General features: G+C 59.7%; 21 protein-coding genes. 10 read left to right on the top strand and 11 right to left on the bottom strand.

All coding sequences use genetic code 11. From position 1 onward, the window contains the following. Positions 1-86 precede the first annotated feature (86 nt). The gene (locus ACYP2A_RS02995; RefSeq protein WP_459742618.1) at positions 87-869 is read left to right on the top strand and encodes a MetQ/NlpA family ABC transporter substrate-binding protein; all 783 of its coding nucleotides are present in this window, start codon (positions 87-89) and stop codon (positions 867-869) included. Here ACYP2A_RS02995 and ACYP2A_RS02990 read toward each other — a convergent pair. After that, positions 853-1086, bottom strand: coding sequence for a hypothetical protein (locus ACYP2A_RS02990; protein ID WP_459742616.1), 234 nt, complete (start codon positions 1084-1086; stop codon positions 853-855). The two genes, ACYP2A_RS02995 and ACYP2A_RS02990, sit on opposite strands and share 17 nt — an antisense overlap. A gap of 224 nt (positions 1087-1310) precedes the next feature. Between ACYP2A_RS02990 and ACYP2A_RS02985 the strand changes: the two genes are divergently transcribed. From ACYP2A_RS02985 to ACYP2A_RS02970, 4 genes are read left to right on the top strand one after another with little or no spacing between them, the layout of a single operon-like run. Next, a complete protein-coding gene (locus ACYP2A_RS02985; protein ID WP_459742614.1) occupies positions 1311-2207 on the top strand; it encodes a TauD/TfdA dioxygenase family protein in 897 nt (298 codons plus the stop codon). 16 nt (positions 2208-2223) lie between these two features. Further along, on the top strand, positions 2224-3096 hold the full coding sequence (locus tag ACYP2A_RS02980) for an ABC transporter ATP-binding protein (RefSeq protein ID WP_459742612.1): 873 nt from the start codon (positions 2224-2226) through the stop codon (positions 3094-3096). 47 nt (positions 3097-3143) lie between these two features. Then, positions 3144-4010: an ABC transporter permease gene (locus ACYP2A_RS02975; RefSeq protein ID WP_459742610.1), complete on the top strand. Its 867-nt coding sequence runs from the start codon at positions 3144-3146 to the stop codon at positions 4008-4010. 50 nt (positions 4011-4060) lie between these two features. Beyond that, positions 4061-5065 carry an ABC transporter substrate-binding protein gene (locus ACYP2A_RS02970; RefSeq protein ID WP_459742609.1) on the top strand — a complete coding sequence of 335 codons (1005 nt, stop codon included), beginning with the start codon at positions 4061-4063 and terminating at the stop codon, positions 5063-5065. Between the two features lie 67 nt (positions 5066-5132). Here ACYP2A_RS02970 and ACYP2A_RS02965 read toward each other — a convergent pair whose 3' ends face one another. Continuing rightward, entirely contained in the window at positions 5133-5534 is a 402-nt protein-coding gene (locus ACYP2A_RS02965) for a type II toxin-antitoxin system MqsA family antitoxin (RefSeq protein WP_459742607.1), read from the bottom strand. Further along, positions 5531-5833 (bottom strand): type II toxin-antitoxin system MqsR family toxin, encoded by a 303-nt coding sequence (locus ACYP2A_RS02960; RefSeq protein ID WP_459742606.1) that lies wholly within the window; start codon positions 5831-5833, stop codon positions 5531-5533. The genes ACYP2A_RS02965 and ACYP2A_RS02960 overlap by 4 nt, the downstream gene beginning before the upstream one ends. Before the next feature lie 208 nt (positions 5834-6041). On the opposite strand from ACYP2A_RS02960, the gene ACYP2A_RS02955 reads away from it, so the two are divergent. The 5 genes from ACYP2A_RS02955 to ACYP2A_RS02935 all read left to right on the top strand — a co-directional run bounded on the left by ACYP2A_RS02955 (position 6042) and on the right by ACYP2A_RS02935 (position 13670). Further along, positions 6042-7154: an RHS repeat-associated core domain-containing protein gene (locus ACYP2A_RS02955; protein WP_459742604.1), complete on the top strand. Its 1113-nt coding sequence runs from the start codon at positions 6042-6044 to the stop codon at positions 7152-7154. A 173-nt stretch (positions 7155-7327) separates the two neighbouring features. Further along, positions 7328-8233, top strand: a complete 906-nt coding sequence (locus ACYP2A_RS02950) for an RHS repeat-associated core domain-containing protein (RefSeq protein ID WP_459742602.1) — start codon at positions 7328-7330, stop codon at positions 8231-8233. 156 nt (positions 8234-8389) lie between these two features. Beyond that, positions 8390-9505 (top strand): efflux RND transporter periplasmic adaptor subunit, encoded by a 1116-nt coding sequence (locus ACYP2A_RS02945; protein WP_459742600.1) that lies wholly within the window; start codon positions 8390-8392, stop codon positions 9503-9505. Next, the gene (locus tag ACYP2A_RS02940; RefSeq protein WP_459742599.1) at positions 9502-10572 is read left to right on the top strand and encodes an efflux RND transporter periplasmic adaptor subunit; all 1071 of its coding nucleotides are present in this window, start codon (positions 9502-9504) and stop codon (positions 10570-10572) included. Before ACYP2A_RS02945 ends, ACYP2A_RS02940 begins: the two co-directional genes overlap by 4 nt. Continuing rightward, positions 10569-13670, top strand: a complete 3102-nt coding sequence (locus tag ACYP2A_RS02935; RefSeq protein WP_459742597.1) for an efflux RND transporter permease subunit — start codon at positions 10569-10571, stop codon at positions 13668-13670. Before ACYP2A_RS02940 ends, ACYP2A_RS02935 begins: the two co-directional genes overlap by 4 nt. On the opposite strand, the gene ACYP2A_RS02930 is transcribed toward ACYP2A_RS02935, so the two are convergent. From ACYP2A_RS02930 to ACYP2A_RS02895, 8 genes are all read right to left on the bottom strand, one after another. Continuing rightward, positions 13667-14161 carry a hypothetical protein gene (locus ACYP2A_RS02930; protein ID WP_459742595.1) on the bottom strand — a complete coding sequence of 165 codons (495 nt, stop codon included), beginning with the start codon at positions 14159-14161 and terminating at the stop codon, positions 13667-13669. The genes ACYP2A_RS02935 and ACYP2A_RS02930 overlap by 4 nt on opposite strands. 235 nt (positions 14162-14396) lie before the next feature. Further along, entirely contained in the window at positions 14397-14870 is a 474-nt protein-coding gene (locus ACYP2A_RS02925; RefSeq protein ID WP_459742593.1) for a carbohydrate binding domain-containing protein, read from the bottom strand. Between the two features lie 134 nt (positions 14871-15004). Then, entirely contained in the window at positions 15005-15628 is a 624-nt protein-coding gene (locus ACYP2A_RS02920) for a class I SAM-dependent DNA methyltransferase (protein ID WP_459742591.1), read from the bottom strand. Between the two features lie 134 nt (positions 15629-15762). Further along, complete coding sequence (locus ACYP2A_RS02915) at positions 15763-16488, bottom strand: hypothetical protein (protein ID WP_459742589.1); 726 nt, start codon at positions 16486-16488, stop codon at positions 15763-15765. A 313-nt stretch (positions 16489-16801) separates the two neighbouring features. Beyond that, on the bottom strand, positions 16802-17548 hold the full coding sequence (gene tcyN, locus ACYP2A_RS02910; RefSeq protein WP_459742588.1) for an L-cystine ABC transporter ATP-binding protein TcyN: 747 nt from the start codon (positions 17546-17548) through the stop codon (positions 16802-16804). A 3-nt stretch (positions 17549-17551) separates the two neighbouring features. Further along, the gene (gene tcyL, locus ACYP2A_RS02905) at positions 17552-18220 is read right to left on the bottom strand and encodes a cystine ABC transporter permease (protein ID WP_459742586.1); all 669 of its coding nucleotides are present in this window, start codon (positions 18218-18220) and stop codon (positions 17552-17554) included. After that, positions 18217-19014 (bottom strand): cystine ABC transporter substrate-binding protein, encoded by a 798-nt coding sequence (gene tcyJ / locus ACYP2A_RS02900; protein WP_459742584.1) that lies wholly within the window; start codon positions 19012-19014, stop codon positions 18217-18219. Before tcyJ ends, tcyL begins: the two co-directional genes overlap by 4 nt. A gap of 140 nt (positions 19015-19154) precedes the next feature. Beyond that, positions 19155-20153 carry a D-cysteine desulfhydrase gene (locus tag ACYP2A_RS02895; RefSeq protein ID WP_459742582.1) on the bottom strand — a complete coding sequence of 333 codons (999 nt, stop codon included), beginning with the start codon at positions 20151-20153 and terminating at the stop codon, positions 19155-19157. Between the last annotated feature and the right edge of the window lie 110 nt (positions 20154-20263).

Below are 20263 nucleotides of genomic sequence, written 5' to 3'. Positions count from 1 at the left end.
TTTTCTCGGCATATAAAAGCCGGGTAATGTCCGTTTCACGCCACAGCGAACTGCGCTGTGGCACTGCCGATACCTAAGGAACTTGCATGAAAAAGACGTTGTTGATGGCTGCACTGGCGGCTGCTTTCTCGGTAGGCCTGGCACACGCCGGTGAAAAACTGGTGGTCGGCGCGACCCCGGTGCCGCATGCCGAAATCCTTGAGCTGATCAAGCCGACCCTGGCCAAAGAAGGCGTGGACCTGGAAATCAAGGTCTTCACCGACTACGTACAGCCGAACGTGCAGCTGAACGAGAAACGCCTGGACGCCAACTACTTCCAGACCAAGCCTTACCTGGACGGCTTCAACAAGGGCAAGAACGCGACCCTGACCACCGGCGTCGGTGTTCACGTTGAACCGTTTGGCGGCTATTCGAGCAAGTACAAGAGCCTGGCCGAGTTGCCGGAAGGCGCTACCGTGGCCATTCCCAACGAAGGCAGCAATGCCGGCCGTGCGCTGTTGCTGCTGCAAAAAGGTGGCCTGATCACCCTGAAGGATCCGACCAATGCGCTGTCGACGCCTAAAGACATCGCCACCAACCCGAAAAAGCTGAAATTCCGCGAGCTGGAGTCGGCCGTGCTGCCGCGTGCACTGAGCCAGGTCGATCTCGCCCTGATCAACACCAACTACGCGCTGGAAGCCAAGCTGAGCCCGAAAAAAGACGCACTGATCATCGAAGGCTCTGATTCGCCGTATGTGAACTACCTGGTCACCCGCCAGGACAACGCCAACACCGATGCCATCCAGAAACTGTCCAAGGCGCTGACCAGCCAGGAAGTGAAGGATTACATCAACAAGAAGTATGACGGCGCGGTCATTCCGGCGTTCTGATAGATTTGAAGCAAGGCTTGGCAGGAGCGACCTTGGTCGAGAAGCGGTCTTTCAGACGATAGAGATTGATAGTCTGGCCCGGCCATTCGCGAGCAAGCTCGCTCTCATCAAACATAAAATAAGTTATTGATTTTATTGAATTAAAAAACACTTGTAGGAGGCAGCTCTGCTGGCGATTGAGCGCGAAGCGCTCATAGAAATCGTCGAAACGCTGCAAATCTACGACTGCTGCGCAGCTGATCGCGGGCAGAGCCCCCTCCTACGATTTTGGGGTCAGATCAATCCCATGTTTGCTGCGCGGCAGCGCGGCGCCATGGCGGCGGGTGATCTCCTACAAGCACGAATCAAAGCTGCTATATCGATATTCAATATCGGTATTTAAATTCCATTTCTTATATCTATACAGTTACTCCCATTCAGCCTTCTGGAGACGGAGTACTCATGCCAGCAGCCTCCCTCGCTTCATCCGCCGTTCAGGCCGCCAGTCAATCCTTTGATGTCCGCCCGTTCACCGACAAGGTCGGTGCCGAGATCGTCGGGCTCGATCTGTCGAAAACCCTTGATGACGCCGATTTCGCCCGTGTTCACAAGGCGCATCTGGATCATCACGTCGTGGTGTTCCGTGACCAGCACATCACCCCCCAGCAGCAGATCGATTTCAGCCGCCGTTTCGGCGTGCTGCAAATCCACGTGCTCAAGCAGTTCCTGCTGGCCAATCACCCGGAAATCCTGATCGTTTCCAACATCGTTGAAGACGGCCAGCCGATCGGTCTGGGCGATGCCGGCAAGTTCTGGCATTCCGACCTGTCGTACAAAGAACTGCCGAGCCTGGGCTCGATGCTCTACGCCCAGGAATTGCCGAGCGAAGGCGGCGACACGCTGTTTGCCGACATGCACCTGGCCTGGGACACGCTGCCCGAGCACTTGCGCAAGGCTGTTGAAGGGCGTTCAGCGGTACACAGCTACACCGCGCGTTATCGCGATGGCCACAACGCCGTGAACTGGCGCCCGACGCTGACGCCCGAGCAACTGGCGCAAGTGGTCGAGGTGGTGCATCCGGTGGTGCGCACCCACCCGGAAACCGGACGCAAGGCGCTGTTCGTCAACGAGAACTTCACCACCCATATCGTCGGTTTGCCGGACGATGAAAGCCGTCAGATCCTCAACGAGATCAACGCCCACAGCGTCGGTAACGACAACGTCTACCGCCATCAGTGGCAAGACGGCGACATGGTGTTCTGGGACAACCGCTCGCTGATGCACCTGGCCGCCGGTTGCTCGCCCGAACTGCGCCGTCGTCTGCACCGCACCACCATTCAAGGCGATGCGCCATTTTGATTCAGGAGACACGCCCATGAATGCTGTCGCGCAAAGCCACACGGCTAGCCCAATCAGCGACGCGCAACCGGCTACTGAAGCCTTGTTGCAGGTGCAAAACGTCAGTCTCGAATACCGCACCCCGGAACGCGTGGTGCGCGCCACTCACCAGGTCAGTTTCGAGGTCGATCCTTCCGACCGCTTCGTGCTGCTCGGCCCATCGGGCTGCGGCAAGTCTACGCTGCTCAAGGCAGTGGCCGGTTTCATTCGTCCCAGTGAAGGGCAGATCCGTCTGGCCGGCACGCAGGTCAGCGAACCGGGCCCGGACCGTATCGTGGTGTTCCAGGAGTTCGACCAGTTGCCGCCGTGGAAAACGGTGATCGAGAACGTCATGTTCCCGCTGCTGGCCTCGCGCACCCTCAAGCGCCCCGAAGCGCTGGAGCGCGCCAGATACTACCTGGACAAAGTCGGCCTCAGCGCCTTTGCCGATGCCTACCCGCACACCTTGTCGGGCGGCATGAAAGCCCGCGTGGCGATTGCCCGTGCGCTGGCCATGCAACCCAAGATTCTGTTGATGGACGAGCCGTTCGCCGCGCTCGACGCCCTGACCCGGCGCAAGATGCAGGAAGAGCTGCTGGAACTGTGGGAAGAGGTGCGCTTCACCCTGTTGTTCGTCACCCACTCCATCGAGGAGGCGCTGGTGGTCGGCAACCGCATCCTGCTGCTGTCGCCGCACCCGGGCCGGGTACGGGCAGAAATCAACAGCCACCAGTACGACCTGAAAAGCCTCGGCGGCGTTGGCTTCCAGCACACCGCCCAGCGCATTCACCGCTTGCTGTTCGATGAGCAGTCCGGTGGCGAGCAGGCCGAGCGCGAGCTGGGCTTCCAGGACATACGCATCGCGTATTGAGTATTCACCGGCAGGCCAGTCTTGGGCCGCCCGCAGAGATCCGAACCATGAGCCTTTCTCCTCCTCGGCGTGAAGAGTACGAAATCACGCTGCAACCTTTTACCCAAACCGAACTGGCCCGCGACATTCCGCTGGCCCAGCGCATCTGGCAACAGAGCTGGGTACGCAAGACCGTGATCATGATCGCGCTGGCCGTGCTCTGGGAAATCGTCGCGCGCATCCAGAACAACGACCTGCTGCTGCCCAGCTTTTTGCAGACTGCCGTGGCGTTCTACGACGGCCTGCTCAGCGGCGAGCTGCTGGGCAAGGTGTGGATTTCCCTCACCGTGCTGATTCAGGGCTATGTGATCGGCATCGTCCTGGCGTTCGCCCTGACCACGCTGGCGGTATCAACGCAACTGGGCCGCGACCTGCTCAGCACCCTGACGGCGATGTTCAACCCGTTGCCGGCCATCGCGCTGCTGCCGCTGGCGTTGCTGTGGTTCGGCCTGGGCCAGAACAGCCTGATCTTCGTGCTGGTGCACTCGGTACTCTGGGCGCTGGCGCTGAACACCTACGCCGGTTTTCTCGGGGTCTCGGAAACCCAGCGCATGGCCGGCCGCAACTACGGCCTCAAGGGCCTGCGTTTTGTCTGGCACATCCTGATTCCGGCAGCGCTGCCGTCGATTCTGGCCGGTTTGAAGATTGGATGGGCCTTCGCCTGGCGCACCCTGATTGCTGCCGAGCTGGTGTTCGGCGCCTCCTCGGGCAAGGGCGGCCTGGGCTGGTACATCTTCCAGAACCGCAACGAGCTGTACACCGACAAAGTCTTCGCAGGTTTAGCGGCAGTCATCCTTATCGGCCTGCTGGTCGAAAACCTGCTGTTCGCCAATATCGAGCGCCTGACGGTCAAGCGCTGGGGCATGCAGCGCTAAACGTTGCCTGCCTGGTCTTTGGCCCGAAACCCCTTTTTGAGAGCATTACTATGAGCATTTCTTTCAAACGCCCGGCGCTTACCGCACTGGCGGCTACCTTTTTGTTCAGCGCCGGGGCGCACGCCGAAGGCAAGATCAGCATTGCCCAGCAGTTCGGCATCGGTTACCTGATTCTGGATGTGGTGCGCGATCAGAAATTGATCGAGAAACACGGCAAGCAGCAAGGCCTCGACATCGAGGTCAACTGGAACAGCGTCTCCGGCGCCACGGCGATGAACGAAGGCCTGCTGGCCGGTGCCCTGGATGTGGTTTCGGCTGGTGTGCCGCCGATGCTGACGGTCTGGGACAGGACCCGCGGCAAGCAGAACGTCAAGGCCATCGCCTCGCTGGGCTCGATGCCCAACTACCTGCTGACCAACAACCCCAGCGTCAAGACCCTCAAGGACTTCACCGACAAGGACCGCATCGCCGTGCCTGCCGCCGGCGTGGGCTTCCAGTCGCGCACCTTGCAGATCGAAACCGCCAAACAGTTCGGGAACGACAACTACAAGAAGTTCGACAACATCTCCGTCAGCCTCGCCCACCCGGACGCCACGGCAGCGCTGCTGGCCGGCGGCTCGGAAATCAACTCGCACTTCTCCAGCCCGCCGTTCCAGTACCAGGCGCTGGAAAACCCCAATGTGCATAAAGTGCTGAGTTCGTACGACGTGCTCGGTGGCCAGGCCACGTTCAACGTGCTGTACACCACACAGAAATTCCACGACGAAAACCCCAAGACCTACAAGGCTTTCTACGACGCACTGGCCGAGGCTGAAAAGATCATCAAGGCCGACAAGCCGGCGGCGGCGCAGACCTACATCCGCGTGGAACAGTCCAAACTGCCGCTGGCCTTGGTCGAGAAAATCGTCGCCGATCCGGAAATCGACTTCACCATTACCCCGCAGCGCACGTTTATCTACGCCGAGAAACTGCACGAGCTGGGCGTGCTGAAAAACAAGGCGGCGAGCTGGAAGGATTACTTCTTCGAAGAGGCGCATGGTGCGCCGGGGAGTTGATTGACGGTCGTTATTTTGAGACCAGCCGAGCAACCCTAGAAGCAAGCTTGCTCGCTTCTATGGTGTGTTACGCGGTCCTGACTTCCTGAAGCAACTCGGGATGGCGATCAAGCACCTTGAGCAGTTTCACCAGTGCTAGAGGTGGCCTGGCTTTGCCGTTCTCATAACGTGAGAAAGCATTGATGCCGCCTCCAAAAATTTCAGCGGCCTCGCGTTGATCAAGGCCCAGTTTTTTCCGCACGCCGATAATAAATTCCGGGTTCACTAGCGATGTGTTGACCTGCTTATTGAAGGTAAGCATAACGTGGCTGACTCGGCGAGACTCATCAGCATCGAAAATGGCTTCGTCGCAGGCAGGACAGAAATCGCCCGTTACTGCCACGAGGGTCGTGGACTGGCTTTTGTAGGTGTATGGCAGATCTCGGGTGTCATGTACCAGATCGGCCGCCGCGCAGAATGGGCATTTCATGGTTGTGCTTCCTTGAATGACACGATGAGTACGTCATCAATGACCGTTAATTTCAGATATACCTCACCCGCTTCGGTAGACGTCCGGTAAACGTCCTGCCAGACCTTGTAGTCGACATGAGTGGTCATGTTCTTGCAGAAGTCTTTCGAATTCAACGCCATGACAACCTCCACAATCCCATCAAAGTCGAAGCCAAGCGCTGTACTTCCAGTCAGGGCAATTCTTGTTGCACGAACCTTTCCTGCTTCGATCAAGGCTTTTACAAATGACAGTCTGCAATGGGGCACCCGCTTTTCCATATGAGTCAAGCTAACCTAGTAGGTTATTTTCGCAAGTCGGACTGTGACTGTAATACCTTTCCCTAGTGCTTGATTGCAGGATGCCTCTGCTTTCATTGAGGGAAAATTCCGAAAATTCTGAAGGCTTCCCTGTCATTTCTACCAGTACCCCACACCGCCACAATCCTGCACTCTTGCCTCATACATGGATGCAACGAGCGCCCCCGTCATGCCCACCTGCCGCTATCACTACGACGCGCTGGACCGCCTGGCTGCACGCACCGATGCTGCGCAGGACAGCACCCGGCATTTCTACCAGGCCAGCCGCCTGGCGACGGCGATTGGCCATAGCCTGAAACGAACGATCCTGGCCACCGATCGGCAGTTACTGGCGCAAAAGGATGTCTCCACAACCGGCGAGCGCAGTCATCTGCTCGCCACCGATCAACAGGACAGCGTGCTGACAGCCGCCAGTGCGGGGCAACGCAGCGACATCGTCTACAGCCCGTACGGCCATCGTCAGGATTCAGGGGTGTTGCCCGGCTTTACGGGGCAGGAAAGCGATCCGCTGACCGGTCACTATTTATTGGGCAATGGCTATCGCGGCTATAACCCGGTGTTGAGGCGCTTCAATAGCCCGGACAGTTTGAGTCCATTTGGTGAGGGTGGGCTGAATGCGTATATGTATTGCCGTGGCGATCCGGTCAACCGCAGCGACCCGAGCGGACATTTCGATATTTCTGGCGATTTCTGGAGAGATGTAATGCCTATTCTAGGTATGGTCGTACCTTTCATCACAGTAGGCTTTATGTACAAATCTATAAAGCTACGGTTGCGCAGATTCTTTGCCGGAGAGGCAACTAAAAGCGACAACTATTCTATTGCAGGTGTCGCAGGGGCCGCTGCATCGGCAGTCGTCGGTATAGCCGGGGTAGCCGCCAGATATGCTGAACCCGAATCAAATATCGGTTTTGTGCTGGGGTCACTTGCTTTGGTGGGAACGGGCGCTTTTACCGGGGTTCGTTATCAGGGTTATAAATTCGGCAAGGTCAAGCCAGCAGTTGGTAGGCATGTTGATGGTTTTAGACCTGCCACGTCCCCTCCACCTTCTCTACGATCAAGGAGCCCCCAGGCTACGTGGCACAGAAAACTGGCTCAGAGAGAGACAGTTCAAACGATGGAGCAAGAGGCCCTGATGGCTCGAAAGCAGGCTGCATTGGCTCCTTGGCTTGAGGCTCTAGCGCAGCTACAACCGGCTCGGATCCATCCAGTTGATTTGCGAATTTTGGGCAAAGCACAGAAGGCAACGAATAAGAGGATGAAAGAAATCAGAGATTTTTGATAACCATCATGCTTTCGATTAAACCGTGAAGCACGGCATCCGCATCAAGGCGTCTGCATACCCGTTTTTTAGTCAAGGCTTGCCATTCCAGGCCTGGCGCCCTCAGTAAATATTTGGCAGTAGCCCCGGGCCCTGAAACGGCTCATACCCATTCGCGCAATGAGAAGATTGCCATGCCTACCTGCCGTTATCACTACGACGCACTGGATCGCCTCGCTACCCGTACTTTATTGGGCGAGGCTATGGCCAGGCGCTTTTATCAAGCCGACGAGCCAGTCACTGAAATTCAGGGTAACGAGCGCCGCTCTTTACTGCGTGCGGACACCCGGCTGCTGGCGCAAAAAAAATCGTCCAGTACCGTACTGCTCGGTACCGACCAGCAGAACAGCGTAGTGCACGCCGGCACGGCCGCAGTTGCCTACGCGCCCTATGGCCACCGCGAGGGCGTTGATGTGCCCGGCTTCAACGGCGAACTGCCTGACCCTGTGACTGGCCACTATTTGCTGGGCAATGGCTACCGAGCCTATAACCCGGTGCTGATGCGTTTCAATAGCCCGGACAGCCTCAGTCCATTCGGTGAAGGGGGGCTTAATCCTTATGTTTACTGCAAGGCCGACCCGGTCAATCGAAGCGACCCCAGCGGCCATGCCAACGAATGGGAGTGGGGCCTTGGCATTCCCGCGTTTCTCCTGGGGATAGGCGGTGGACTATGGGCCATCCGTGTCGCCAAGCCGTCGCTGCGCCAGTTGTTTGCTCGCAGGTCGCTGCCTGAGGAAAAGCTGAGCGCTGTCAGCATGATCTTGCCGCTGGCCGCGGCCCCTGCCGGTGTGGTCGGGCTGGTCGTGTCGACGCAATTGCCCGACTCCGAAGTGCCCGAAGGACTCATTGCGTTGTCGCTTGTATTGGGGGCGCTGTCGCTGGGCGCGCAGGTCCGCTCTCATGGTATGGCTAAGAGTCGGCAGAAAATGCTGGCGCTTATAGCTGATTCATCTGTTACGCCAAGGGCCAGCATTACCGGGATGAGCGCTGCCAGCATCAGGCGCAATGAGGCCCCAGCCCCTAATGAATGGCTGATCTGACATTTCCAGGATTGCACTATGGCGCAGCCAAACGGCCAGAGCTTTCATGACCAACTCCCCAAGGAACCCTCCTCACCCCGGAGAGTCGCATAATCACGGCGCTCTCCACTCCTCCGCAGCGAAGCGCGCGCACGGCATCCGTATCAAGGAGTCTGCATGCCCGTTTCTCCTCCAAGACGTGTCCTTTTCGGCCTGACGTTCTCATTGGCCCTGCTCGCCGGCTGCAGCGAAAAACAGTCTGAAGCTCCCGAATTGCCGCGCGTCTATGTACAAGAAGTACAACAGGCCGGCTTCGCCGCCAGCGTTGCCCTGACCGGCGATATCCAGGCGCGGGTGCAGACGCCGCTTTCATTCCGGGTCAATGGCAAGATCACCGAGCGCCTGGTCGATGTCGGCGCGCGGGTTACGGCGCGGCAGGTGCTGGCAAAGCTTGACCCGAAAGACTTGCAGATCAATGTCGACTCGGCACAAGCCGCCGTGGCCGCCGAGCAGGCGCGGGTGGCGCAGGCGAAAACCGCGTTCTGGCGTCAGCAGCAGTTGTTGCCCAAGGGCTACACCAGCCGCAGTGAATACGATGCGGCACAGGCTCAGTTGCGCGGCAGCGAAAGTGCCTTGAAGGCGGCGCAGGCGCAACTGGCCAATGCCCGCGAGCAATTGAGCTACACCGCGCTGCTGGCCGACGCGCCGGGGGTGATTACTGCGCGTCAGGCCGAGGTTGGGCAGGTGGTACAGGCCACGCAGCCGATCTTCGAGCTGGCCCGCGACGGCGAGCGCGATGCGGTGTTCAACGTGTATGAGTCGCTGTTCGTCCAGCCGCCCACCGATCAACCGGTGCAGGTCAGCCTGCTGGATAACCCGCAAATAAAAGCCGTAGGCAAGGTGCGTGAAGTCACGCCGGCGGTGTCGGCGCAGACCGGCACCTTGCAGGTCAAGGTCGCCCTTGAAAAACTCCCGGCCGGCATGGACCTGGGGTCGGTGGTTAGCGTGGCCCTCAACGGGCCGGCCAGGCCCCGGGTCGAGTTGCCTTGGGCGGCGCTGACCAAGAATATCGGCCAGGACATCGGTCAGCCTGCGGTGTGGGTGGTGAACGGTGACGGCAAGGCCAACCTGCGCACGGTCAAAGTGGCGCGTTACCTGACCGGCAAAGTCATCATCGACGAAGGCCTGCAATCGGGCGAAAAAGTCGTGACCGCCGGCGGCCAGTTGCTGCACCCGGACATGCAGGTCGAGATTGCCGAGCCGAAAGCACAAGAGTCAGGAGCCAAACCATGAAGCGCCGTACCTGCCTTGTATTGAGCGCTGTTCTGTTGGCGGCCTGTGGCCAGGACGAGCCGAAACCCGAGCCGGTGCGCCCGGTGTTGTCAGTGCTGGTCGAGCCGGAGTCGATAGCAGATTTCGGGCGGTTTGCCGGCAATATCCAGGCGCGTTATGAAAGCGTGCTGGGCTTTCGGGTGCCGGGGCGCATTGCCCGGCGCGCAGTGGATGTCGGCGACGAAGTGGCCAAGGGCGATCTGCTTGCCACGCTGGACCCGACGGATCAGCAGAACGCCGTACGCGCCCGTGAGGGCGATCAGGCGCAGGTCGAGGCGCAGTGGATCAATGCCCAGGCCAATGCGCGGCGCCAACAGACCTTGTTCGATCGTGGCGTCGGTGCCCAGGCACAACTGGACATTGCTCTGACCGACCTGAAAACCACGCGCTCCTCGCTGGACCAGGCCCGCGCTGCCGTCGCCCAGGCCCGTGACCAACTGACCTATAGTCAGCTGCGCAGCGACCATAAAGCTGTGGTCACCGAATGGAAAGTCGAAGCCGGACAAGTCGTCACAGCAGGCCAGGAAGTGGTAACCCTCGCGCAACCGGACATCAAGGAAGCGGTGATCGATCTGCCGGCCGCCTTGCTCGATCAGTTGCCGGCCGGCGTGCAGTTCACCGTTGCCAGCCAGCTCGACCCCAGCGTCAGCACCGCCGCCACACTGCGTGAAGTAGAACCGCAGCCGGACCGCTCGACCCGCACCCAGCGGGCGCGCCTGACCCTGGCCGAGCAGCCGCCGGCGCTGCGCCTGGGCACCGCGATCAGCGTCAGCCTGACGTCACCCATCGCGCCGCGCCTGCGCCTGCCGCTCAGTGCCTTGCAGGAGGTGGACGGCAAGACCCAGGTCTGGGTGGTCGACACCGCCAGCAAGACAGTCAATCCAAAACCGGTGCAGGTGCTTGATCGCTCAGCCGACAGCGTCTGGCTGGCCGGTGGTGTTCAGGCCGGCGAGCGGGTAGTCACGGCAGGCGTCAACAGCCTCAAGCCTGGGCAAAACATCAAAATCGATAAGGAAGGCCCGCGATGAAAGGTGGCTTCAATCTGTCCGAATGGGCCATCAAGCATCAGTCGTTTGTCTGGTACCTGATGTTCGTCGCGCTGCTGATGGGCGTGTTTTCCTACATGAACCTGGGCCGTGAAGAAGACCCGTCGTTCACCATTAAGACCATGGTCATCCAGACCCGCTGGCCCGGCGCGACGGTCGACGAAACCATCGAGCAGGTCACTGATCGCATCGAGAAAAAACTCGAAGAACTGGACTCGCTGGACTATGTGAAGAGCTACACGCTGCCGGGCGAGTCGACGATCATGGTGTTCCTGCGCGACACCACCGATGCCAAGGCGATCCCGGAAATCTGGTACCAGGTGCGCAAGAAGATCGAGGACATTCGCGGCCAGTTTCCGCAGGGCTTGCAAGGGCCGTCGTTCAACGATGAGTTCGGTGATGTCTACGGCTCGATCTATGCCTTTACCGCCGACGGTTTTTCGATGCGCCAGTTGCGCGACCATGTCGAGCAGGTGCGCGCCGAGATTCGCGGTGTCGAAGGGCTGGGCAAGGTGCAGATGATCGGCCAGCAGGACGAAGTGCTGTACCTGAATTTCTCGACCCGCAAGCTGGCCGCGCTGGGCCTGGATCAGCGCCAGGTGCTGCAAAGCCTGCAAGCACAGAACTCGGTGACGCCGGCGGGGGTTATCGAGGCGGGGCCAGAGCGTATTTCGGTGCGCACCTCCGGGCAGTTCGCCTCGGAGAAGGACCTGGCAGCGGTCAATCTACGCCTCAATGACCGCTTCTATCGGCTGAGCGACATCGCCGAGATCGAGCGCGGTTTCACCGACCCGCCCGCGCCGTTGTTTCGTTTCAATGGCCAGCCGGCGATCGGTCTTGCCATCGCCATGAAGGACGGCGGCAATATCCAGAGCTTCGGCAAGGCCTTGCATGCACGTATGGACGAGGCCACCGCCAACCTGCCGGTCGGTGTTGGCGTACACAAGGTCTCGGACCAGGCCGAGGTGGTCGACAAGGCGGTGGGTGGCTTTACCAGCGCGCTGTTCGAGGCCGTGATCATCGTCATGGTGGTCAGCTTTATCAGCCTGGGGATTCGCGCAGGACTGGTGGTGGCCTGCTCGATTCCGCTGGTACTGGCCATGGTTTTTGTGTTCATGGAGTACAGCGGCATCACCATGCAGCGTATTTCTCTGGGCGCGTTGATCATCGCGCTGGGGTTGCTGGTGGACGATGCGATGATCACAGTCGAAATGATGGTCACCCGCCTGGAACAGGGCAAAAGCAAGGAAGAGGCCGCGACTTACGCCTACACTTCGACCGCCTTCCCGATGCTCACCGGCACGCTGGTGACGGTGGCCGGTTTTGTGCCCATCGGCCTGAACAACAGCTCGGCGGGTGAATACACCTTCACCCTGTTTGCGGTGATTGCCGTGGCCATGCTGGTGTCGTGGGTCGTCGCGGTGCTGTTTGCGCCGGTGATCGGCGTGCATATTCTCAGCAGCAAGATCAAGCAAAAGTCCGAAGAGCCGGGCCGTATCGGCCGGGCGTTCAACAGCAGCATGCTCTGGTCGATGCGCCATCGCTGGTGGGCGATCGGCATCACCTTGCTGCTGTTTGCCGCGGCACTGTTTTCGATGCGCTTTGTGCAGAACCAGTTTTTCCCGGCCTCCGATCGACCGGAGATTCTGGTTGATCTCAAGCTGCCGCAAAGTGCATCCATCAATGAAACCCGCAAGGTGGTCGACCGCCTGGAAGCGACCCTCAAGGGCGATGAAGACATCGTGCGCTGGAGCACCTACATCGGCCAGGGCGCACTGCGTTTCTACCTGCCGCTGGACCAGCAATTGCAAAACCCGTTCTATGCCCAGTTGGTGATTGTCAGCAAGGACCTGGAGGCGCGCGGTGCACTGACCACGCGTTTGCAGCAACGCCTGCGTGAAGACTTCGTCGGCGTCGGCTCGTTCGTGCAGCCGCTGGAAATGGGCCCGCCGGTGGGCCGGCCATTGCAGTACCGGATCAGCGGGCCGGACATCGACAAGGTGCGCCAGCACGCCATCGAACTGGCCACCCTGCTGGACAACAACAGCCATGTCGGCGAGGTGGTCTACGACTGGAACGAGCCGGGCAAGGTGCTGCGCATCGACATCAATCAGGACAAGGCACGGCAACTGGGGCTGTCGTCCGAAGACGTGGCCTCGGTGATGAACAGCGTGGTCAGCGGCTCGACCGTGACCCAGGTGCGCGATGATATCTACCTGATCAACGTGGTGGGCCGCGCGGTAGACGCCGAACGTGGCAGCCCGGAAACCCTGCAAAACCTGCAGATCGTCACCCCGGCCGGCACCTCGATTCCGCTGCTGGCCTTCGCCACGGTCGGCTATGAACTGGAGCAGCCGCTGGTCTGGCGCCGCGACCGGCAGCCGACCATCACCGTGAAAAGCTCGGTGCGCGATGCGATTCAGCCGACGGACCTGGTGGCGCAGCTCAAGCCGGAAATCGACACGTTCACCCAAGGCCTGCCCAGCGGCTACAAGGTTGCCACTGGCGGCACTGTGGAAGAGAGCGGCAAGGCGCAAGGCCCGATTGCTCAGGTTCTGCCGCTGATGCTGTTTCTGATGGCGACCTTTTTGATGATCCAGCTGCACAGCGTGCAGAAGATGTTCCTGGTGGTCAGCGTCGCGCCACTGGGCCTGATCGGCGTGGTGCTGGCGCTGGTGCCGACCGGCACGCCGCTGGGCTTCGTGGCGATTCTCGGGGTGCTGGCGCTGATCGGCATCATCATCCGCAACTCGGTGATTCTGGTGACCCAGATCGATGCCTACGAGCGCGACGGTTACCTGCCGTGGGACGCGGTGGTCGAAGCCACCGAACATCGCCGCCGTCCGATTCTGCTGACGGCGGCGGCAGCGAGCCTGGGCATGATCCCGATTGCCCGGGAGGTGTTCTGGGGACCGATGGCCTACGCCATGATCGGCGGGATTGTGGTAGCCACCTTGCTGACGCTGCTGTTTTTACCGGCGCTGTATGTGGCGTGGTACCGGATTAAAGAGCCGAGTGAGGCGCAGCGTAAAGAGACGCCTGTCAGCCAGACGGCTCCCGATGCGCAGTCCGGCACTTAGGAATCAAGGGTGAGAGACACCCCGCTGATGAGAAGGTCAGACGCGGGTGCTGTCTGTCCAGGTGTTTGAATAGCAGGCTGCTCGGGAATATCTGTAGCTATCTTTTTGGTCCCTTGTTCATCCGTCGGGTTTAAGCGTGGACTACCCAGTTGTATAAAGCAGTTGCTCAGGTCTTCCTGGAAAAACAGTCGGCCTGAGACAGTGGTCCATTGATCCGTTGCCAGCCCCGCCACGGGCGCGGCGAGCAAACTTCCATCCGCTCTATACCCCCCTACAGTGACGGCATAATACCCACCTGGCTCCTCCAGACTGCGCACATCGAATTTAAGGCGCAACGTCTTTCCAGGCAGATCGGGCAGGGCTTGAGAGATCATTACAGCATAAGGGAGCCGGATACTGAGACCCTCCAGATAAGGCTCAAACGACGCTACGTACCCCCAATCTTTGAACTGTTCGCTGAAGCTGCCATTTTTAATGAATTCATCGGCCATGATCGGTTCCTTTTGATCAAAATATTACTGTTCTCTGTGGAGCCTCCATCCTGTGTGATAAGCAGGACAGTGGGTACTATCAGAAATGATAGGGTGAGGCCCTGATCGACCAGCGGCTCGGGTCTCGCAGAACGTTCGGTGTTAGGCCGTTCGCCCCGGACTTTGCGATATGTGTAGTCTGCATGGGCCGATACTCGAAGGCTCAAGACCGGGGCGGTTTGCTCAGGGCTGTAGCTTATTCATGCGTGATGGTAGAGAGGCTGATGCCGGTGATTTGCACCGGCGCGCTGATCTCGCCGCCGCCATCGAAGGTCCGGGAGCAGATGATCTGCATGTTCACGCCCTCGTTAACCTCGGCAAAAGGTTGGTGGCCGGTGTAGCTGAAGGTTTGCCATTGATCGGTCAGCTCGTGGGTCACCGAGGTGTCAAAGTAGTACTCAAAACCTGCGCGAGCTGTAAGCAGCACGACAATTGAGGCACCCAGACTCGCCCTGGAGTCGATGCGTGCCGAAAACGTCCACTTGAGCAGAAAGGGTCTGGTCTCTGTAGCAGTGTTCATCTGCTGAATCTGGGTGCTGGGTTTGAGCTGCAGGCTGTAGGCCCTTGAGGATTTGTCGAATGGCTCGAACACCGGGTCCTGCGTCGAAGTGGAAATCCAGGGAGCCAGTGTTGCGTCGGTGAAGTCGCCGTTGATGATCAGATTGCTCATGGTTCTTTCCTTGAAAAGTGGTCCGTTGTTTGCCGACGGAGGTTGTCAGAAATGACAACTGGGACGCACGTAATCGGAACCTTGCGGGACCGTCAAGGAATCGAAAGGCAGCATTTACGCCGGATTGAAGGCGGTTAACGCCGCCAGACACTCACCAGCCACGGCTGCTGATCCAATGGCAAACCGGCCGGGCGGTAGTAATGCTCAAGTTCGACAAACCCTGCCTCGGTCAGCCGTTCACGCCAGGCCGACAGGTCGTGATACGCGCCATAGCGCCGCCCGTTCCAGCCCTCTTGATTGTTGCCGCGCGGGTTGGAGCTGAGCAGCACGCCACCAGGCTTCAAGGTGGCATGCAGTTGTGCCAACACCTTGGGCAGCTCTTGAGCGGGGACGTGAAACAGCGAAGCGTTGGCGAAAATGCCATCGAAGCGTGCGGCGGGCAGGTCGAGGGCCAGAAAGTCCTGATGCCAGACTTCGCACCCCGTGTCGGCGCGGGCCATCTCGACGAAGCGCTCGCTGCCATCCAGCCCGACCGGCACATGCCCCAAGGCGCTGAAGGCCCGCAGGTCTCGGCCCGGTCCGCAGCCAAAATCCAGAATCTGCCAGGGCGCGCTGCCTTGCAGGTGGCGCAACAGGGCTTCGATGTTCTGGCTGACGTCATGGTCGCGGGTGCCCTCGCGAAAACTGTCGGCCGTCTGGTTGTAGTGCGCAAGCGTGGTGTCGGTGATGCGGGCGAGGGTAGGCGGGTCGAGTTTCACAGGCAGTTGTCCGTCAGGGGCAAGGCGGACAATATACGCCGGCTGGCATAAAGGACATAGATGCAAAACATGTCGATACGCCATGTTTATATCAACAACTGGCGCATCGCTATATTCGACTATTCAAATAGCCATCAACTTTCTGCGTCCATAATCTGGAGGCTTATTGTTCGGGGCGGTGCCCAGTAAGAGTGATTGCCGACCCGGTCGATAATGCAGTAAGTCACTTCCGTCGCCTGGGTTTCTATCGCTTCTCGAATGAACTCGGCGGGTACGATCAGCTCGAGGGTGTCGCCGACGTCTTCGCTGCGCAGCGGTGGCAAGTCCAGGCGCAGGTCGCCCCAGCGCAGGGTTATTTCATCGTGGGCGGCCATGTTCAGGTAGGGCTCGATAGTCAGGGGCAGGCCACTTTCCAGATGCCTTTCGGTCACACCGCGCCGGGCGACCGAGGCGGGCAGCGACAGCGGCGCCAGGCCCTGATTTTCTTCCTCGCACACGCCAGGCAGTTGCCCGCCGGGGGCGTCCAGCTTGACCCATAGCTTGTGGCACAGCGATGTTATCGGCGTGCCACCGACTTTCATCACCCGGTAATAGGTGCGGGCCTTGCCGCTTTGCAGGAAGCTTTCCGGTACGCGAAGGTCAACCGGCTGCTCCAGGTCATCACGGCACAGCACCGTGGAGGCCACATAGCAGCCGTCCCAGAACAGTTCGATCAGGTCGCCTTCGTCCATCGCTTCGTAGACGGGGATCTGTACCGTCAGTTGTGAGGCGGCAAGCAGTCCGATGCCATGGCGACAGGCCATCGGAATATAGGGGGCTGGCAGTTTTAGCAGGCTGTTGCTGCAAGAGGTGTGGCTCATGTCCAAAGTACTCGCTCGTTCAGTCGTGCAACTAAAAAGGAACAGGCGAACCAGCCCCTTTCACGAGCTTAGTCGCCGGTTGATAAGTAACGGGGTGCACAAAAGTTTGCACACGATTCGAATGGGCTCTTTTGAGGGCATCGAACGTGTTGTTTTCTGAGCTAATGGACTTTAGTTGGGGCTGTCAATATGCAGGCGGGCGGGCAGGGCATGAAACAAAAGAATCAGACGATTCCTACACCTGTTGGCAGAGGCTGTTTACCGTACGGTAAGCAGCCGTCCTACCGAGCTGGCGGCGAAGGGTCAGGAACGGCTACGTTCCACGGCTACGTTCCAGAAATTGCCGGGTGCGTTCTTGCCTGGGGTCGGCAAACAGCGCTTTGGCTTCGCCCTGCTCGACGATGACGCCTTTATCGATGAACACCACTCGATTGGCCACATCCCGGGCAAAGCTCATTTCGTGGGTGACGATGACCATGGTGCGCTTTTCAGCGGCCAGGGCGCGGATGGTGTTGAGCACCTCGCCCACCAGTTCCGGGTCCAGCGCCGAGGTCGGTTCGTCGAACAGAATCACCTGTGGCTCCATCGCCAGCGCACGGGCAATCGCGACCCGTTGCTGCTGGCCGCCGGACAGGCGCTTGGGGTACGCATCTTCCTTGCCACTGAGGCCGACCTTGGCCAGCAACTGCCGCGCCAGGGCAATGGCCTTTTCCTTGGGCACCTTCTTGACCACCACCGGGCCTTCGATGACGTTCTCCAGTGCCGTGCGGTGCGGGAACAGGTTGAAGTTCTGGAAGACAAAACCCACCTGCTGGCGCAACTGGCGAATCAGCCCCTGTTGCTGGCTGAGCGGGCGGTTGCCGTCGATCTGGATATCGCCGACCTTGAGCGTACCGCCCGACGGCTCTTCGAGCAGGTTCAGGCAGCGCAGCAAGGTGGTTTTGCCCGAGCCGCTGGGACCGATGATCGCCACCACTTCGCCGGCCTCGACCCGCAGGTCGATGCCCTTGAGGACCTGATTGCCGTTGAACTGCTTGGTGAGCCCCTTGATTTCAATCATGCCTCAGGACTCCTGTTCATGGCGGTTGACCCGCGCTTCAAGGCGGTTCTGCAGGTGCGACAGCAGCGTGGCCAGCACCCAGTAGATCAGCGCAGCGGCCAGGTACATGGTGAAAATCTCGAAGGTGCGGGCAGTGATCAATTGCGCCTGGCGGAACAGCTCCGGCACCTGGATAGTGGCGGCAAGCGCGGTGTCCTTGACCAGCGAAATGAAACTGTTGCCCAGCGGCGGCAGTGCAGTGCGTGCCGCTTGCGGCAGGATTGCCCGGCGCATGGCCTGCCAGCGGGTCATGCCGATGCTGGCGGCGGCTTCCCATTGGCCACGGTCTACCGAACCGATGGCAGCACGGAGGATTTCACAGGCATAGGCGGCCATGTTCAGCGAAAAGCCGATCAGGGCGGCCGGCAGCGGATCGAGTTCAATGCCCAGTTGCGGCAGGCCGTAATAGATCATGAACAGCTGCACCAGCAGCGGCGTGCCGCGAAAGAACGACACGTAGATACGTGCCGTCCAGTTCACCAGCTTCAACCGCGACAGGCGCATCAGGGCCAGGGCAAACCCCAGCAGCAGGCCGAAGAACATGCCGCCCAGGCTGAGCACTACCGTGTAATACGCGCCCTTGAGCAGAAAGGGCGCGGACTCGATGGCGAGGTTGAGGCTTTCTTCAATCATTGAGTGACGTCAGCGCCAAAGTACTTCTGCGACAGCCTGGCCAGCGTGCCGTCGGCGCGCAGTTTGGCCAGGGCCTTGTCGATGGCCTCCAGCAGTTCAGGCTCGCCTTTACGCAGGGCAATACCGGACTCCTGACGCGAGAACGGCTCACCGGCCACGGCCAGGGTGTCCTTGGTCTTGGACACCAGTTCCAGCGCGGCCAGGCGGTCAACCAGGATGGCGTCGATACGGCCTACGCGCAGGTCCTGGTACTTGGTCGGATCATCGTCGTAGGTCTTGATGATGGCGCTTGGCACATTTTCCTTGAGCCATTGCTCGTAGTTGGTGCCCAGGCCCAGGCCGACTTTCTTGCCGCCCAGGTCCTGTGCGCTCTTGATCTTGTCGGCGTCGGCCTTTTTGGTAAGGGCCTGAATACCGGACACGGTGTAGGGCGTCGAGAAGTCGTACTTTTTCTTGCGCTCTTCGGAGATGGTCACCTGATTGACCACGACGTCCAGACGCTTTGATTCCAGCGCCGCGAGGATACCGTCCCACTTGGTTGGCTGAATCTTCGCTTTGACGCCCAGCTCCTTGGCCAGCGCTTCGGACAGCTCGACCTCGAAACCGCTGAGTTTGCCATCGGCATCGACGAAGCTGAACGGTGGATAAGTGCCTTCCAGGCCCACGCTCAGGGTGCCGCTGTCCTTGATTTTCTGCAGTTGCTCGCCGGCCATCGCCTGGCCAGCAAGGCCGGCGCCGAGCGCAAGGCTCAAGGCGGAGAACAGGAAGGTACGGCGAATAGCGGAAATGTTCATACAAGCCCCTTGGTTAATACATGGGTGTATCGGAAGTTGTGCGCACTATAAAAGCTGTTTTTTATAAACAAAAATAACTAAAAAACAGATTTATATTTCTTTTTTAGATAAGCGGTGCGCGACGCTCTAGCCTGCGGTGCTTAACTGCCAAACACCTGTGGATAGGCAAACAAAGCAGGTGCTCCGCCGGTGTGCACGAAGACAATCGGGCCTTCATCGAAGCGCTGGCGGCCGATGCCGTCGAGCAGGCCGGCCATTGCCTTGCCGGTATACACCGGGTCGAGCAACACACCTTCCTGGCTGGCGACCAGGCGGATGGCCGAGAGCGTGCCGGCATTCGGTTCACCGTAGCGCGGCGCGTAATACTCATCCCACAGGTTGATTTTCAAGCGTTCCGGCAAAGAAATATTGAGCAACTGTGCCGTGCGTTCGGCCAGCCCCTGAACCTTGTGCAACTGGTCTTCTTCGCTGCGCGACACGGTAACGCCAATCAGCGGCACGTCCGGCAGCCGCTCGGCCAGCGCCAGCGCCAGGCCGCTGTGGGTGCCGGCACTGCCGGACGCCACGACCACGGCGGCGAACGTTTCGCCGACCTGCTCAATCTGTTCGGCCAGCTCAAGGCCTGCACGCACATAACCCAGTGCACCGACCGGGCTGGAGCCACCGATAGGCACCAGATAAGGTTTTTTACCGTTGCTTTGCAGGCGCGCGGCCAGGGCTTGCAACTGGTCATCGGCGTTGTCGAGGTTTTCGACCAGTTCGACCCTGGCGTCGAACAGTTCCAGCAGCAGGCGATTGCCGTTGTGCAGGTAATTGGCGTCTTCGCTGCCGATGGGGTTTTCCAGCAGCGCCACGCAGCCCAGGCCCAGGCGCGCCGCGAGGGCAGCAGTCTGGCGTACATGGTTGGACTGGATGGCGCCGGCGGTGATCAGCGTGTCGGCACCTTGCGCCAGCGCATCGGCGGCCAGGTATTCCAGCTTGCGCACCTTGTTGCCGCCCAGCGCCAGTGTGGTGGTGTCATCGCGCTTGATATAAATGTCGCGCCCGGCCCAGGCCGACAGGCGTTCGAGTTTTTCCAGAGGGGTCGGCGCGCCGATCAGGTCCAGGCGCGCGAAGCGGGCAAGCTGTTGAGTGAGCATGGGGGTAACGGCGTTCCTGTGGAGAATCGCTCGACTATAGGCAGAGCTTTCGTACACGGCAACCTGCATGGCCTTATGCCTTTGAAAGCCCAGGCCGACAAAAATGGGTA

The organism is Pseudomonas sp. 3A(2025) (genome assembly GCF_054589175.1).
The sequence above is the reverse complement of the archived record's forward strand: the minus strand, read 5'-3'. Positions and strand labels throughout refer to the sequence as shown.